The organism is Rhodococcus sp. Leaf278 (assembly GCF_001426085.1).
In the GTDB taxonomy this organism is placed as follows: Bacteria; Actinomycetota; Actinomycetes; order Mycobacteriales; family Mycobacteriaceae; genus Rhodococcoides.
On record NZ_LMRR01000006.1, the window covers coordinates 47,407 to 63,725 of the forward strand.

At 62.3% G+C, this 16,319-nt stretch carries 15 protein-coding genes; 7 read left to right on the plus strand and 8 right to left on the minus strand.

Annotated elements, in window-relative coordinates; genetic code table 11:
- The first annotated feature begins 50 nt into the window (after positions 1–50).
- The 3 genes from ASG84_RS07830 to ASG84_RS07840 all read left to right on the plus strand — a co-directional run bounded on the left by ASG84_RS07830 (position 51) and on the right by ASG84_RS07840 (position 2,246).
- Positions 51–638: a TetR/AcrR family transcriptional regulator gene (locus ASG84_RS07830; protein WP_156399422.1), complete on the plus strand. Its 588-nt coding sequence runs from the start codon at positions 51–53 to the stop codon at positions 636–638.
- Between the two features lie 140 nt (positions 639–778).
- Positions 779–1,273 (plus strand): hypothetical protein, encoded by a 495-nt coding sequence (locus tag ASG84_RS07835; RefSeq protein ID WP_057476446.1) that lies wholly within the window; start codon positions 779–781, stop codon positions 1,271–1,273.
- Between the two features lie 184 nt (positions 1,274–1,457).
- Positions 1,458–2,246 carry an N-acyl homoserine lactonase family protein gene (locus tag ASG84_RS07840; RefSeq protein ID WP_082520854.1) on the plus strand — a complete coding sequence of 263 codons (789 nt, stop codon included), beginning with the start codon at positions 1,458–1,460 and terminating at the stop codon, positions 2,244–2,246.
- Positions 2,247–2,336: 90 nt separating this feature from the next.
- Here ASG84_RS07840 and ASG84_RS07845 read toward each other — a convergent pair whose 3' ends face one another.
- Both ASG84_RS07845 and ASG84_RS07850 read right to left on the minus strand, forming a co-directional pair.
- Positions 2,337–3,488, minus strand: a complete 1,152-nt coding sequence (locus tag ASG84_RS07845; protein WP_235581584.1) for a thiolase family protein — start codon at positions 3,486–3,488, stop codon at positions 2,337–2,339.
- Positions 3,485–3,823 (minus strand): Zn-ribbon domain-containing OB-fold protein, encoded by a 339-nt coding sequence (locus tag ASG84_RS07850; protein ID WP_057476448.1) that lies wholly within the window; start codon positions 3,821–3,823, stop codon positions 3,485–3,487. Before ASG84_RS07850 ends, ASG84_RS07845 begins: the two co-directional genes overlap by 4 nt.
- Positions 3,824–3,994: 171 nt before the next feature.
- Between ASG84_RS07850 and ASG84_RS07855 the strand changes: the two genes are divergently transcribed.
- Both ASG84_RS07855 and ASG84_RS07860 read left to right on the plus strand, forming a co-directional pair.
- The gene (locus tag ASG84_RS07855) at positions 3,995–5,026 is read left to right on the plus strand and encodes a TIGR03617 family F420-dependent LLM class oxidoreductase (protein ID WP_082520855.1); all 1,032 of its coding nucleotides are present in this window, start codon (positions 3,995–3,997) and stop codon (positions 5,024–5,026) included.
- 60 nt (positions 5,027–5,086) lie between these two features.
- Positions 5,087–5,728, plus strand: coding sequence for a TetR/AcrR family transcriptional regulator (locus ASG84_RS07860; protein ID WP_057476450.1), 642 nt, complete (start codon positions 5,087–5,089; stop codon positions 5,726–5,728).
- A gap of 7 nt (positions 5,729–5,735) precedes the next feature.
- Here ASG84_RS07860 and ASG84_RS07865 read toward each other — a convergent pair whose 3' ends face one another.
- From ASG84_RS07865 to ASG84_RS07875, 3 genes are read right to left on the minus strand one after another with little or no spacing between them, the layout of a single operon-like run.
- A complete protein-coding gene (locus tag ASG84_RS07865; protein ID WP_082520856.1) occupies positions 5,736–6,788 on the minus strand; it encodes a CaiB/BaiF CoA transferase family protein in 1,053 nt (350 codons plus the stop codon).
- Positions 6,785–8,926: an acetate--CoA ligase family protein gene (locus ASG84_RS07870; protein WP_057476451.1), complete on the minus strand. Its 2,142-nt coding sequence runs from the start codon at positions 8,924–8,926 to the stop codon at positions 6,785–6,787. The genes ASG84_RS07865 and ASG84_RS07870 overlap by 4 nt, the downstream gene beginning before the upstream one ends.
- 16 nt (positions 8,927–8,942) lie before the next feature.
- Positions 8,943–10,091, minus strand: a complete 1,149-nt coding sequence (locus ASG84_RS07875) for an acyl-CoA dehydrogenase family protein (protein ID WP_057476452.1) — start codon at positions 10,089–10,091, stop codon at positions 8,943–8,945.
- Between the two features lie 96 nt (positions 10,092–10,187).
- Here ASG84_RS07875 and ASG84_RS07880 point away from each other — a divergent pair, with 96 nt between their 5' ends.
- Positions 10,188–10,976 (plus strand): SDR family NAD(P)-dependent oxidoreductase, encoded by a 789-nt coding sequence (locus ASG84_RS07880; protein ID WP_057476453.1) that lies wholly within the window; start codon positions 10,188–10,190, stop codon positions 10,974–10,976.
- 58 nt (positions 10,977–11,034) lie between these two features.
- Entirely contained in the window at positions 11,035–11,808 is a 774-nt protein-coding gene (locus ASG84_RS07885) for a crotonase/enoyl-CoA hydratase family protein (RefSeq protein ID WP_057476454.1), read from the plus strand.
- 209 nt (positions 11,809–12,017) lie between these two features.
- On the opposite strand, the gene ASG84_RS07890 is transcribed toward ASG84_RS07885, so the two are convergent.
- From ASG84_RS07890 to ASG84_RS07900, 3 genes are all read right to left on the minus strand, one after another.
- Positions 12,018–13,373: an MFS transporter gene (locus ASG84_RS07890; protein WP_057476455.1), complete on the minus strand. Its 1,356-nt coding sequence runs from the start codon at positions 13,371–13,373 to the stop codon at positions 12,018–12,020.
- Between the two features lie 393 nt (positions 13,374–13,766).
- Complete coding sequence (locus ASG84_RS07895) at positions 13,767–15,317, minus strand: APC family permease (protein WP_057476542.1); 1,551 nt, start codon at positions 15,315–15,317, stop codon at positions 13,767–13,769.
- Positions 15,318–15,340: 23 nt separating this feature from the next.
- On the minus strand, positions 15,341–16,225 hold the full coding sequence (locus tag ASG84_RS07900) for a universal stress protein (protein WP_057476456.1): 885 nt from the start codon (positions 16,223–16,225) through the stop codon (positions 15,341–15,343).
- Positions 16,226–16,319 lie beyond the last annotated feature (94 nt).

The following is a 16,319-nucleotide window of genomic DNA, read 5'->3' on the forward strand; positions in this document are numbered from 1 at the left end:
CCGAACACGGCGAGAACGGCTCCGCGGACCTGCCCGATGTGCTGAGCAAGATGCCGCCGAGTCGCCGCGGCGTCGCAAAGAAGAACGCCATCGTGGACGCGGCTCTCGAGGTGGTCAGCGAAATGGGGATTGCCGGTCTGTCGATGCGAGTGGTTGCGGCGCGAGCGGGGATACCGCTCGGAGCCGTGGGTTACTACTTCGCGGGAAAAGACGACCTGATTCAGGCAGCGTTCGACCGTCACATTCAGCGCGAAACGGCGCGTGTCACCTCGACGATCGCTAGTATCGGCAACAGCCCGACCACGGATGATCTGGCCGATCGGTTGGCCGAATTGGTCATAGAAGGGCTGACGCACAAGCGTTTCCAGCTTCTCGCCGAATACGAATTCACGGTGGAGGGTGTGCGGCGTCCCGCGTTGGCGCGGGCATCTGCCGCCTGGCAGGCAACGCTGAACATTCAGTTGCAGACCGTCCTGAAGAACATGGACTTCTCGAGCCCGAGGACGGACGCGCGGCTGATATTGGCGGTGCTCGCCGGTCTCGAGGTCGACCACCTGCCGAACGAACTCCGCCCCGCGGAGGCTCGAACGATCAAAGAAGTGCTGCGGCGACTGGTGCAGTCTCTCGACAAAGGCTAGGACGCAACAGAACCAGACTTTCGAGCCGACACTGCACTCGGATGCCACTCGAAGCCATACCCACTTGTGTCACTGGCACCTTGCGTCCGGTGACACCGACATGAAAGGTGCCGACTGTGGCACGTGTTGAGATAACTCGAATGACCGAAGCCGTTTCGGACGCCGCCTTCGTCGCGATCGCGCAGGCCACCAAGCACTCGATCGGACTGCGTGTGTGTGGCAAAGAGCCCAGTGAGCTCGAGCCGGTAGACGTCACCGTCTTCACGCAGAGGTCGTGGATCGGTACCGAGTCGGGGTATGCAGTCGAAATCATGCCCCAGCTCGCGACCGAGGATCAACCGGCCACGGTCGAAGCCTGCGATCGCTTGGCAGCAGACATACTGGGTGATGTCGCTGCGGTCGTTCCCCACGGCGCTCCCTTCCATGTGTGGGTCAACAACGGTGGAATGACCGGATTCGCAGAGGGTTTCGGAACATCGTCGTCTCCGATACTCACGCGGAGCAGTTACGTCACAGTTCTCGGTCACACCGTCACGGACAAGGAATGGGAGTCGGCGTGTGCGCTGGCCGAGGAGAAAGGGCAATGGGCGCTGCTGCAACATCCTGAGTCGGTCTATCGAACTCTGGCGGACTGACAGCGCTGAAGTCGAACGCTCGATCCATAGCCGGGATCGCGCGATGGCGGGATGACAGTCGTTGATTGCGTGTAAGGTCAGAAAAACTTGGTCGAACGTTCCACTTCGCCGGCGGAAATTCAATGAAAGCCATGAGGCTGGAGACGGTAACGGCCCTCGAAAATTCACGTGAGGACGATGCCCGATGACTACCCCTACCTGTGAACGCATGTTCTGTCTGACGTTGGCGTTCGACGAGATTCCGGAACACATTTCGATAGAGGGCGGCTCCGACCGCGTTCTCATCGAGCCGGTGTGTGCCATTGTCGTCAGGACCTCCATCGGTTGGGTCCTGCTCGACACCGGAACCGATGCGCGACGGTTCCGCGGACCCGACCCGGACGACTCGTATGCTCCGTGCGCGCCGCCCACCTTCCCGACCGACGGTGATCCTCTCATCGATGCCCTAGCGGCTCATGGTCTCTCACCGAACGACCTTGCTTTCGCCGCAATCTCGCACCTGCATCTCGACCACTCGGGAGGACTGCGACATCTCGCCGAGGCCGGTGTGGAAGTATTCGTCCAGCGGCGCGAACTCGAGTTCGCGATGGACAAGGCCGGGCGCGCAGACGCCTACCTGCGTGAGGACTACTCGAACCCGAACATCAAGTGGCGCATCCTCGATGGTGATGCGGAGTTGGCACCGGGTATCGATGCGATCTCCACGCCGGGGCACACGCCGGGCCACATGTCGTATCGGGTTCGGATGGCGAAATCCGGAACCTGGATTTTCACGATGGACGCCATCGATCTGCAGGCAGGCATCGACGAGGACCGTCTGGTCGGGACCCATGCAGTACCGGAAGATGCTCCGCTGGTTCGGCTCTCACACGATCGGTTGATCGAGATGGCGGCAGCCGAGGGCGCGCGACTGGTGGCCGGGCACTGCCCGGTCACGTGGCCGGACGTCGCCACCGTGGCCGGGCACGAGTAGGTCACCGAAACGCAGATCTTTCGGTGCTGCGTGGCATGGTCGAACGAACATCGACTCGACCATGCCACCCTGTGCACTGCAGGTTCGGTCCTATCGCGGTGCACCCAACACGTGAGCGATACTCACCGCGCCGATTCCGACCAAATGGGCGAGTCCGAACTGCGCCGACGGTTGCTGGCGTTCTCCCGCCTCACCGCGTAGTTGTCGTGTGATCTCGACGATCTGCCCTACGCCCGTGGGTCCGACCGGGTGGCCCATTCCCAGGAGTCCGCCGGACGGGCTGATAGCGACTGCGCCACCGATGTCGAATTCACCATCGCGCAGGCGACCGGGAGCCTGTCCCTCCGGGCAGATACCCATCGCCTCGACATACTGAAGTTCCTCGATCGTGAACGCATCGTGCAGTTCGACGACGTCCAGATCGTCAGCGCCGATGCCGGCCTCGGCCAGCGCCTCCGACGTGGTCACTCGCGTCAATTCGACGTCGTGGCTCTTCGTACCGTAGAGCTCTTCCGATCGCTGGGCGCTCGCCAGAACGCGAACGGCTCTGCTTCTGTCCAGTTCGAGGCGATCGATCGCATCCTCGGATACGACGATCACGGCGGAGGCACCTTCACCGACGGGGCAGCATTGCAACCGTGTCAGTGCCCCGGCAATCGGGCGATCCTCGAGTATCTCGTCCAGAGTTCGTACAGTTTGCCGTTGCGCGAAGGGGTTCTTGGCCGCGTTGTTGTGGTTCTTCACCGCCACTCGGGCCAAGTCGGAGACGTCGGCGCGGCGGGTGCTGAGGTATTCCTCTGCGAGAAGTGCGTAATGCACCGGCGGTGTGAGGATCCCATCGTCCAAGGACGCTACGCCGGTGAGGCTTTCCGCCCGAACGCTTGCGCCGACCTTGTCGACCCCGGCAGCCAGAACCACGTCGGCGAAGCCGGCCGCGACATCGCGGATGGCACACCGGAAGGCCGAGGAACCGGACGCAGATGCGTTCTCCACCTGCGTCATCGGAATTCCGGTGACTCCGAGATGACGGAGGATCGGTCGGCTGACGGCCATTCCGATCCGCGTCGTTCCGGTATAGGCAGCGTCGACGGAGCTCCACGGCACCCCGGCGTCGTCGAGAGCCGCTCGGACTGCAGTGAGACCGAGATCGACGAAGCTGGTGTCCGACTTACGCTGGTATGGATGCAGGCCGATTCCGACGACGTACACCGGGCGCAAGGTACTCAGATTCTCGCGACTCACTGTTCGCCCTCCGTCTTGCAGAAGACCACTGCGCCGTGTGCTGCCCGTGCTTCGACACGGTCGCCCGCGCGGCAGTCCGGTTCGAGTCGAGACCGCACCGCAATTCCCTCGTCCAGAACTACCGTCCCGATGGCGAGCGGGGTCGACAGAGATTTGTTGGGATGTTCGCTGACTGTCACCGCGGACCGCACCCGACCGTTTCCGGACAGCGCTGTGGGCATGAAGTCGGGTGAGACGCTTCCGCAGCGCTCGCAACCGAAGGTCTGGACGGGAACGGAGATCGTTCCGCAGAGACGACATTTCATTCCCGACAGGGGCTGATCGTCTGTGTGCATTCGTAGTCTTCTCTCTGCGCGAGGAAATTCGGTGAAGTGTTGGTAGAGAACGAAGTGCGCATGCGACCGGAACGAACTTCGGTGGCAATTCGTTTCCCCACGATGGCCGGCACGCCACTTCAAGTTAGCAACTTGCTGTACAGACAGCAAGTAAAATGACAAGATCGAACGATGGGCATACCAGTGGACTTTCGCCTCGGTGATCTGGTCGATCAGGATGAGCTCCAATCTGTCTGCAGGTACGCCGAACAGGTGCCCTATGCGGGCATTCAAGCCATCGAGGCGCGCCACGATCCGCTGGTACAGCTCACGGTCGCCTGCACGGCAACATCGCAGATCAGGCTGACCAGCGCGGTGACGGTGGCGTTCGCGCGCAACCCCATGAGCACGGCAATTGCGGCCGCAGACCTGGCGACCCTGTCGCGAGGACGGTTCGTCCTGGGTCTGGGCAGTCAGATCAGATCGCACATCGAACATCGCTTCGGTATGCCGTGGAGCCGTCCGACCCACCGAATGGAGGAGTTCGTCGACGCCGTTCGTGCAATCTGGGCTTGCTGGGAAACCGGTGACACGCTCGACTTTCGTGGACAGTTCTATCGACACACGCTGATGAACTCGACTTTCCGACGAGACATGCCCTTCGGTCCCCCGAAGATCTTGGTGGCCGCTGTCGGGCCGGCTATGACGCGCGTTGCAGGCAGAGTTGGTGATGGACTGCTGGTGCATCCGTTCACGACCCGTCGATACCTGTCGGAAGTGTTGCTACCCAGGGTCTTCGAGGCTCGGCGAGCGAGTGCCCGCGCCGACGAGTCGTACGAAATCAGCGGCGGAATCCTCATTGCCACGGGATCCTCCGATGAGGCGTTCGAGGCTTCGGTCCAGGCTTTGCGCCGTCAGATCGCTTTTCACGGCAGCACCCCGGCATATAGACCGGTGTTGGCATTGCACGGCTGGGACGCACTCGGAGAAGAGTTGCACCGCCTCTCGAAGACCGATGATTGCCGACGATGGGACGTGATGACATCGCTGATCGACGACGAGGTCACGACCACGATCGGCGTCGTTGCCCCCGAGCACGAGCTGGCGGGTGCTCTCCGCGAGCGTGTCGACGGGGTGTGGAATCGGATTGCGCTGTATCCATCTGCCCCGGTTTCGGCCACGTCGATGGCGAATGTCGCCACTGCAATGCGTGAGAGCACCTAGTCGACGCGATTTCATGGCAGGCTCGGGGCGAGGGGCGGAACGACCTTAGGATTGTTGGAGATGGCAACCACAGACACGCGAAGCAAAGACAACGGGAAACGCTCGATGACTCAGGAAGAACGCAGCTCGAATGCTCGGTCCGCGTTGATCGATGCGACCCTGTCGATCCTCGTCAACGAGGGCTTCCGAAACGCGACGTTCACGCGCATCCAGCAAGAGGCCGGCGTGAGTCGAGGGCTCATCGGTTACCACTTCGGAACCAAGTCGGCGTTGATGGAGAGCGTGATTCACGCGGTGCAGGACCGCTATCACGCTGATACGGAAGAGTTGATCGGCGACGACGTCGCCGGTATCGATGCACTGCGTAACGTGTTGAGCTCGTACTTGGGCAGGTTGGCAGTCAATCCGATTCCTGCACAAGCGATGTTGGTGTTGGCCACCGAGTCGATCAGTGAAGCGCCCGAGATCAGGCGAGCGGTGCAGGAGAGCTTTGCGGTGATGCGTTCGGAATTCGGCGAACTGCTTGCCCGAGGTCAGCGAGACGGAACGATCCGAGACAGCGTCGATCCGGCCGGCTACGCCGTCGTCCTCGAAGGTGTACTGCGAGGGTCGGCCCTGCAGTTCCTCGTCGACCAGAAGGACGTCGACCTCGACGCTGCCCGCATCGCGATATTGGGGCTTGTCGACGGTATAGCGGCATAGGCCGATTTCAGGTGCGCGTCCCATGATCGAACAGCGCCGGAAACCGGACCAGCGGGCCGGCCGTGGGGTCGTCGACCACCAGGGAGGTGCTCCTCTCTCGTACCGACTCGACCGCAGCACCGGGCGCGAGCACCGGGGACGAGGGCACCCCCGATCTCGCCAGCAGCTGCAGCGCGTCGGTGCTCGTCATTGTCGAGAAGTGCAGTGCAAGAGCATCGTTGATCTCTTCGGCGCACAGTGACCGGGCCGAGAACGTGGCGTATCGAGGACCTGCCCATTCGTCCGATATGAGGATCTCCACCAGTCTGCTCCAGAAGTGGTCCTCGATGGCTGCCACCGTGATCAGTGTATTGTCGCTGCAGCGAAACACTCCGTATGCGGGCCGCTCCAGGGCAGCCACACGTTGCTCGGCGAGACTCTCCACTCGATCTCCCGCGAACGCACCCAGCCGAGGATTCAGCCAGTGTGCCAGGCAGTCTCGGATAGCGAGATCGATGTAGCATCCTTGACCCGTTCTCTCCCGTGCGACGAGTCCGGCAAGAACGGAGCCGACGCCGTAGGTCGCTGCCGCGAGGTCACCCACCGGAACGCCGGGGCCCCAGGCGGGGTCGCGTCCGACTTCCCCAGCCAGGGCCAGCACTCCTGATCGGGCCGCGTAGTCGATGTCGTGGCCGGGGGTCTGCGCGAGCGGCCCCAGTTGCCCGTACCCCGACAGCGACAGATAGACCAGCCGTGGCAACCGCGCGCGAACAGTGTCCGGTCCGAGACCCAATTTCGCCATCACCCCGGGGCGGTAGCCCTCGAGCATGATGTCCGCGTCTGCCAACAAGGTCCACGCAACCTCGACGTCGGCGTCGGACTTCAGGTCGAGAGTCCGCATCTCTTTGCCGCGGTTGACCGCCGCGAATGCTCCCGCACCGAGGTGCCGGGCATTGTCTCCGCCAGGGCGCTCGATCTTGATGACCCTGGCTCCCAAGTCCACCAGCGCCTGCGTCAGGAAGGGGCCGGGCAGCAACTCCGTGAAGTCGACGACGACAACGCCGTCCAGAGGCATTGTCATGCCCGGCTTTTCGCCGAGGTCGTCGTCACCACGAGTGCGTCCAGTGCGACCGCGCCCGGCCCCGACGAACCCGCAGGCCGCACGACGACAGGATTGAGGTCGATCTCTTCGATGCTGCTGCGATGGGCACTCACGCAATCGGAGACCGAGACCAGCAAGTCGGCGAGCGCGTCGACGTCGTAGGTTGCGCCGCCACGAATCCCCGTCAGAATCGGGTACATCCGCAGAGACTCGATCAATTTCGACGCCGTGGTGCGATCGAGAGGCACAAGGTGACGAGCAGTGTCGTTCAGCAATTCGACGAATACTCCACCGGCACCCACGGTGATGAGGTGCCCGAACACGGGATCGCGGTGCACACCCACGATCATCTCCACCGAATCGCCGGTGATCATCTCCTCGATGAGAATGCCCCGAACAGATGCTTCCGGAGCCTCGGCCGCGACTGCGGCGAGGATGTCCTCTCTCGCTCGGCACGCAGACTCGGCGTCCTGTAATCCGACGACGACACCGCCGACGTCCGTTTTGTGGGCCAGGTCGGTGCTCACCACCTTGGCGACGACGGGTGCCCGAAGGTCGTTCATCGCAGTACGAACGCCCTTGTCGTCGTGCACGGTGAACCCCCGAGGAACGGTGACCCCGTGCTCGGAGAGCCACGCTTTCGCCTCCGGTTCGGTCGCGACCGAGTTCGACAGTTCGCGTTCGTCTCGCTCGGGTTCCACTGCGAGGGGAGCCGGACCAGGCGAGCTGGTCTCTGCAGCGCGCCAGCGCCCATACTCGGCCCACCGCGCAACTGCGAGAACCCCTTTCGACAGTCCCCGTGGGCTACAGAACCCGGCGTCGGCGAGGATCTCGTATCCCTTGCCGTGCACGTCGCTCATCCAGATGGGAACGATCGGAACGGCGACCAGCTTCTGAACCGCCGCAATGCTGTGCGCGGTCCCTGCGGTGCGCTCGCCGTAATCCAACGCCAAGGGAGCCAGAATCACGTCGACTCCTGGATCTTCGGCGAGGATCTCCAAACTCCGTTGTTCGATCGACGAGTCGGCGATCGCAGCGGCGGTGATGTCGACCGGGTTGACCGTCGAAGCGAAGCTGGGGAGCAGGGCGGTCAGTCGGTGGACGGTATCGTCGTGGAGCTCGGCAAGTGTCAGGCCGGCTTGTCCCACGTGGTCGGCGCACAGAGACAGTGCGCCCCCCGACGCGCCCCAGATCGCAACCCGGGTCGACGGAGCAGGCTGTGCTCTCGACAAGAGCCAGGCGACGTCCATGAGCTCGTCCGTGTCATCGACCTCGACCACGCCGAGTTGTTGCAGGACTGCTGAATTGACCACCGCAGAGCCTGCGATCGCTGCGGTGTGCGACTGAACCGCTCGGGCACCGTAATCCGATCGTCCGACCTTGAGAGTCACCACGGGTTTGGCTGCTGCGGCAGCTGTGCGTAGTGCTCGAATCAAGGCGGGGCCGTCGGCAATTCCTTCGAGCAACGTCGCGATGACCGAGATGCGGGGGTCGCTCGAGAAGTACTCGATGACATCGGGAACATCGAGATCAGCGGCGTTGCCGAGGGACGCCCAGAGTGAGACGCCTGCACCTCTGGCTCCGGCCTGAAGCATGTTTCGGCCCAGACCCCCTCCGTGGGTTGCCAGTCCGATCGGTCCGACGCTGCGGTCGTTACGGAAGGACGGCGAGAACGTCATTCCGATGTTGTCGACTATATTGCACAGCCCGGGGCAGTTCGGGCCGATGACTCGCATCCCGGTCCGACGTGCGATGTCACCGATCTTGTGTTGGTCTGCAGTCCCGGAATCTCCCGTTTCTGCGAACCCCGAGGTCAACACGAGGGCGAACGAGACGTTTCTGCCGCCACATTCTTCCAGTGCTGCGAGGACGTGCGAGGCAGGGACCGCGACGATCGCCACATCGACGGGTGCGGGTAGCGAGGCTACGTCGGGAAGCGCGGTGATCCCCTCGATCACGTTCCTCTTCGGGTTCACCAGGTGCAGCGCCCCGTCGAAGTCGGAATGTTCGAGGAGGTTCTTCACCACCCAGTTGCCGAGGCTTCCGGGTTTTTCCGACGCGCCGACCACCACGATCGACTCGGGATTGAACAGACGGGTGAGATCACTGGTTGTCATGGAAGCAGAACGTCCTTCAACGAATAGCCGAGACGCCGAGGATTTCTCGACCGGCAATGAGTGTCTGAATTTCGGTGGTGCCTTCCGGAATGCTGCTTCCTCGGGTGTCCCGAAAGATGCGCTCGATCGGGTACTCGGTGGAATAGCCGATCGCCCCGTGCACCTGCATTGCGGCGCTGGCCACCTCGTGGGCCACTTCGCTCGCATACAGCTTGGCCAGCGACGCTTCGAGTGTCGCAGGCCTTCCGTTGTCCATCGCGGCTGCTGCCATGTAGGACAGCGAACGGGCCGCGTCGATTTTCATTCGCATCTGCACGATGTGTTGTTGCACCAGCTGAAACGATGCGATGCTCTTTCCGAATTGTTTGCGGCCCTTGACATATTCGACCGACAGGTCGTACGCCTTCTGCGCGGCACCGACGGCACCCATGGCAATGTTGATACGGGCCCCGGCAAGCCCGGCCAAAGTGGATCGGAGCGCGTCACCTTCGGTGCCGATGAGGTTCCCGCGAGGAATCCGCACCTTGTCGAAGGTCAGCTCGGCCGTTCCTGTCGAGCGCAACACCATGGTGTCGATCGCTCTGACCTCGAACGCCGATTCTCTTCTGTCGACCAGGAACATCGACAGGGCACCGTCGGACGTCGGGCTGAATGTGCGGGCGACCACGGTTCCCCAGTCTGCGAAGGCCCCTCCGGTGATCCACATCTTGGTGCCGCTCAGGACCCAATGGTCTCCGTCGAGGTCGGCGCGAAAGCGAACACTCGACACGTCCGAACCGACATCCGGCTCGGTGAGTCCGTTGAAGATTTTCGCCTCTCCGGCCAACAACGGTGTCAGATATCGAGCCTTGAGTTCGTCGGAACCGCTTCGAGCGAGTTTTTCCATCGGTGCATTCGTGATGTTGACCATGGTGCGCAGCGAGGGCCACGTGTACCCGAGTTCCTCCATCATCATCGCCCAGGTGATGTGGTCGATTCCCATGCCTCCGAAGCTTTCCGGCAACCAGCCACCGAGGTAACCGAACTCGGTCAGGCGCGGCAACAAGTCATGGGGGAACGTCTTGGCACGCTCGTGCTCGGCGATCAGAGGTTCGACCTCCGATTGCATGAAACCTCTGATGCTGCGCAGCAATTGGCGCTGCTCTTCGTTCGGCTCGAAATCCATGGCAGAACCTTTCCTGTGCGAGACGATCGCCTCTGTACATCTGTGACCTACGCCATCTAAGATACTTGCTGACCGTACAGCAAACAAGGAGTTGGCATGTCTGATCTTTTGGCTTTGAAGGGCCGTACCGCATTCGTCACCGGCGCAGGGCAGGGCGTCGGCCGCCGGATAGCCCTGCATTTCGCGGAGCACGGGGCCGGAGCTGTTGTGATCAACGACTACCGGCTCGACCGTGCCGAGGCCGTTGCAGCCGAGATCGAGGCGGCGGGTGCGAAAGCACTGGCGATCGCCGGTGACGTGTCGGACCTGGAGTCGGTCAACGACGCAGTTGCACAGTCACTTCAGATGTTCGGCAGCATCGACATCCTCGTCAACAATGCGGGCAACGCGGGTCCCAATCCGACCGACGAGATGACTCGTCCGTTCTGGGAGCAGACGCCCACCGAATGGCATGGCTATCTGGGAACCAACCTGTACGGGCCGCTCAACGTGTGCCACGCGGTGGCTCCGGCGATGATCGAACACGGGTACGGCCGAATCGTGAACATGATTTCCGATGCGGCTCGTTTCGGGGAGCCGGGCAGGGAAACGTACGCCGCCGGTAAAGCCGGTACCGCAGGCTTCACTCGCTCTCTGGCCGCGAGCCTCGGAAGGTTCGGCATCACCGCAAATTGTGTTTCTCTCGCCGCAACCCGAACGCCACGAACGGAGAAGGGCATGGAGAACGAGGCTGCGGTGAAGAAAATGATGAGCCGCTACATCATTCGTCGTCCAGGCGAGGTGGACGACGCGGCGAACATGGTCCTCATGCTCGCCTCCGACGCATCGTCGTGGGTCACCGGTCAGACGATTCCCGTCAATGGCGGATACTCCTTCGCGCTGTGAATGCATCCGACGGCATGCACACGCGCACACCCGACCACCGACCAGGAGGGGCGCGATCGTGACGAACGAAGTAGTACTGAGCCGAGTGGACGGCGATGTCGCAGTGGTGACATTGAATCGGCCCGAGGCAAAGAATGCGTTGAATCTGCAGTTGCGTACGGAACTCGACGCGGCGCTGCGCAGGTGTGACACCGACCCGTCCGTTCTGGTCGTGATCCTCACCGGGGCCGGCGGATCGTTCTGTTCCGGACGCGACCTCAAGGCCGCCAAAGACGGTGAGCCGATGTACACCTCGCGACAGCAAGCGCAGAACCACTTCACCCGAACATCGATCGCGAAGCCCGTGATCGCTGCGGTCGAGGGCTATGCCCTGGCCGGCGGACTGGAACTCGCTCTCGCGTGCGATCTCATCGTGGCGGCCGACGACGCCGTTTTCGGCTTGCCGGAAGTGCGTCGAAACCTCGTCGCAGTGGGCGGGGGGCTGATACGGATGCCCGTGCGGATTCCGTACCACCGAGCGATGGAAATGGCGCTGACCGGCGAGAAGATCTCGGCGTCGCAGATGCACCAGTGGGGAGTGGTCGGTTCGGTCGCCGAACCTGGGAAAGCGCTGAACGACGCGATGGTGCTGGCGCGCACGATCGCGGCGAACGGGCCGAGTGCGGTGCGGGCGACCAAAGAGATTGTGCGGCGTTCGAATTCGTGGGCGACCGAAGCCGATGCGTTCGATGCTCAATTCACGATCGCAGAACCGGCTTTGTCGTCCCCCGACCGGCACGAAGGTATCGCGGCATTCCTGGAGAAGCGTCCAGCACGGTGGACCGACCGGTAGATCGAAGCCCGGAACACCGAAGGCCCGGGTCGGCACTTGCCGGCCCGGGCCTTTCGCATGTCTCCGCTGAGTGAAATCCCACTGTGACGCTGAACGACTGTGGCGCTGAACGACCATGGCGCTGAACGATTGCGCATCGGCACCCGCCGATGCAGACAACAGGCGACCCGCCTTCACCGTGAGGTGGAGGCGGGTCGAGGTGACAGTTGCTACTGGTCGACGTTCACCGCTCGCGTATCTCTCAGGTCATCGGACTCGATATCGACATCGCGGCTCTCTCGCAGTGTGAATGCCGCGACGAGACTGACTGCTGCGGTGGCGACGACGTACCACGCGAAGTAGTTGGAGTGACCGGCATCTTCGAGCGCGGTAGCGATCAGGGGCACCGTACCGCCGAACAAAGCGATCGACAGTGAATAGGGGAATCCGAGTCCGGTGACGCGCACGCGAGCGGGGAACATTTCGACCATCACTGCCGATCCGATGGAGGTGGCAAAGCTGAGCATCAACATTCCTGTGGCTTGCACGAGTATCAGGACTGCCAAGCTGGTTCCCTCGATGGACAAGAGCGGAATGGTCAGCACGATCGAGGAAATGCCGTAGATGTACAGACTGGGTTTGCGGCCGATCCTGTCGGACAACAGCCCCGCGAGTGGCTGAATTGCGAGGTAGAAGACCAGCGAGATCATACCGGCCACCAAGGCCGTCGACGACGCTGCACCGTTCTTGATCTCGAAATAGGCGGTCAAATAGGTCGCCCAGAAATATTGTCCGACCGCCAAACCTGTTGTCAGGAAGAAGATCTGAAGAGTCTGTTTCGGATATGCCCGGATTGCATCGAATGGTCGCGGCCGCGAGGATTTCTGCTTTTCGGAGGATACGTCCAACGTCTCGACGGTGGTGCGCCGAATCCACCACGCGACAACGGCACCCAGTCCACCCACTGCGAATGGGATTCTCCATCCCCACTCGGTCATGGTCTCCGTTCCCAGAACGGTGACGAGCAGAGTGATGAAACCCAAGGCGAAGAGTTTGCCGGAGGTGGACGCGACGAACATGAAGCTGGAGTAGAACCCTCGTCGGTTCTTGGGTGCAGACTCGACGATGAAGGCCGAGGCGCTGGTGTACTCGCCGCCCGCGCTCAGTCCCTGCAGTAGCCGGGCTGTGACCAGAATGACCGGAGCCAGAATTCCTACCTGTTCGTAGGTGGGACTGAGAGCGATCATCACGCTCCCGCCGGCCATCATCGAGATGGTCAGGGTCATCGCCCGACGCCGGCCGAAGCGGTCGGCGAACAATCCGATCACCAGACCGGCGACCGGTCTGGCCAAGAACCCGATGGCGAACACGCCGAATGTCTGCAGCAAAGGCAGCAACCGCGAATCCGACTCCGGGAAGAAGGAGGTGGAAAAGTAGACCGCTAGATAGGCGTAGGCAAGGAAATCGAAGAACTCGATTCCGTGACCCAGTATCCCACCGAACAACTGGCGGCGGTGGTTGATGGGCGCGGTCGTTGCCTCGGCCGGAGCGGTGCTCAGTGGTGGTTCCGATTTGTCAGTGTTCATCTTCGCCTTTGCTGGAGCATTCGTCGGACGGTGGTGTGCATCGAAGCGTGGACGGTGTCGTGTGTGCGCGCAGGCACGGTTCGCGCGGACGTGGACACCGATTCGGCTCTTTCATCAGCTCGGGACAACACGGTCGAGAAGCTCGAATTAGTGTTGTCGATCACACCGTAACCACTTACTGGCCGTACAGCAAGTAAAACTTCGACATAGGTCCCATCTCGTCCTCAGCCGAGCGATCCCGCAGCTCCGGGCGTGGACGACGACCCTGTGACGGTGTCATCCTCTCCGCCCGGGCCGTGGTGACCACCGACCTCCAGTCGGTAACGACGACATCGTCGACGTGGTCACCACGGCGTTGCAGAGTCGACTCGCAACGAAGTCCGTGACGCTCGACTACCTGTCCGCCAAATCGCTCTCGTCTCGCAACGCGGAGGTGTTCCGGTCCAGTGTTCGGCCCTCGAAGAATGCGGGACTACGGAACCTCATGACGATCATCAGTACAGCGCCGAAGACGAGGATGCCGAAGCCGAGGAAGAACACGAGTCCGATGCCGCCGATCGACGCTCCGCTGGCGTTCTCGGGATTCATGCTTTCGCCGAGCGATACGACGAAAACGGCGAGCAGCATGAGGCCACCGAGAAGTGGAAACAGGAAACGGAAGACGGTATTGCGCACGCTGTCGAACAGCCGTCCCCGGAAGTACCAGATGCAGGCAAACGCGGTGATGCCGTAGTACCAGCAGATCATGATGCCGAGCGCGGCAATGGTATCGATCAGCGTGCGCTCGGACAGAAATGTGACCACTGTGTAGAACCCTGCGGTGACGACCCCCGCGACGACGGTCGCGAAGGAGGGAACCAGGAAGCGAGGTGACACCTCGGCGAACTTCTTGGGGAACGCGCCGTAGGAACCCATCGCCAGCATCGTTCGAGCGGCCGGCAGGAACGTGGTCTGCAGGCTCGCCAGCGAGGACACCAGAACTGCCAGGAACAGCAGCATCCCGCCCCATTTACCGAGGACTGGGTCGGCCAGAGAGCCGAAGACGTTCTCGGCGTTGTCCGGGTTGCCCAGGCCGAGGCCGTCCTCGCCTACTCCCGCGTACATCATGGCGGCCACTGCGACGAGTAAATACGTGAGCAGAATGGTTGCTACGCAAAGCAACCCGGCGCGGCCGGGCGTCGTCTTCGGGTTCTTCGATTCCTCGCCGAGAGTCAGGCACGTATCCCAACCCCAGAATGCGAAAATCGACCCGGTGAGTCCGATCACGAACGCGCCGACCGCCACACCCGTGAACGGGTTGAACCAATCCAGGTCGAATGTCAGTCCGCCCGGGGCGTCGCCTGCACCGACATGAATCAGCGCGACGACGGCGAAGATGACGAGAAGGACCATCTGAAAGCCCACCGTGACGATCTGCAGTTTCTCGCTCGTGGTGATGCCTCTGCTGGCGATCCAGGTGGCCGCAGCGATGAACACCAACGTCGTAGCGACGTTGACGAACTTGTTGCCGGGTAGATCGGCGATCGACGGTGTGTCGAACAACTTCGCTATGAACAGATAGAAGAATTGCACAGCGATGGCCGCAAGGTTGGACAACACGATGATCGTCGCAATCACCATGCCCCACCCACACATCCACCCGACGTAGGGTCCGAATGCCTTGGTCGACCACGTGAACGACGCGCCGCAGTCGGGCGACTCGGAGTTGAGCTCGCGGTAGGCGTACGCGGTGAGGAACATCGGAACGAAACCCGCGATCAGGATCGCCGGCATCTTCAGGCCTACGGCAGCGACGATCAGACCGATGCTTGCGGTCAGGGTGTAACCCGGTGCCACAGAGGAGATTCCGAGCACAGCACCTGAGAAGGTGCCGACGGTGCCGGTTGCCAGCCCCTTGGCGCTGACCCCACCGGCAGCGGTCGAGGGCCCGCTTGCGTTCTCCATATTCGAGCCTTCCGTCGACGGATTCATGATTCGAACTCCTGCTTGGGGACTACCACCATGGGGACGGGCAGGACGCGAAGCATCTTCGCTGCCGTCGATCCGAGGAAGAGTCTGCGGGGTTGAGCGAGGCGGCTCGAGCCGACCATCACCAGGTCGCCGTCCTGCCAGTCGAGTGTCCGCACCGCAGACTCGACCGACGATCCGTCCGCGATGGTCACCGAAAGCGGAAAGTCCTCAGGCAAGGTGGATTTCGCTTCGTCCATCAGCGCGCGTGTGTGCGCGAGGGCACGTTCACGCGCGCTGTCATAGCTGTCGCGGGCATCGCGAAGATCGTTGCGGGGATCGAGCGCAACCAGGGACACCAGCCGTAGCGGAGTGTGCATCCTTTCGCAGGTTCGTACTGCGGTTCGCAACAGAACGTCCGCTCCCGTCCTGGTCCCGAGTGCGCAGGTCACCTGACGAATGTCGACGGCCGTCGAGTGCCGGGTGCCGCGCGGCGCGAGGGCAAGCGGCACGTGCGCCGAATGGAGCAGTTCGGTCGAGACCGAGCCGACGGAATGCCGTCCGAGCAGGCCGTCTCCGGACGCACCCACCACGATGGCCGAGGCTCCCAGCCGAGCCACCTCGTCGAGCAGTCCCTGGGCGAACGAATCGTTGAAACTCGCATGCACGGCGACCTCGATGTCGGACGGCACCAACGATTTCGCCTCGTCGAGCCAGCCCTGCGCTCGTGTGACCAGGACGTCCTCGTAGCCGGTTTCCGCGGGGACTCTCGACGCAACGGTCCGGTCCGGCGGTAGAACCATGCAGATGTCGAGCTGAGCACCCAGGCTCCGGGCGAGCTGCACCCCGAGGGTAAGACCGTCCTTACCGCTGGGGGTGGCGAGATATCCGACGACCAAGCGCATGGGCACAGCTCCTTAGTTTCAGTGAAAAGTTAGGGGTATTGCGCAAATCGGTCACTCCGCAGGCTCCGCTCCTGCTCGAATGGTCACTCCGCAG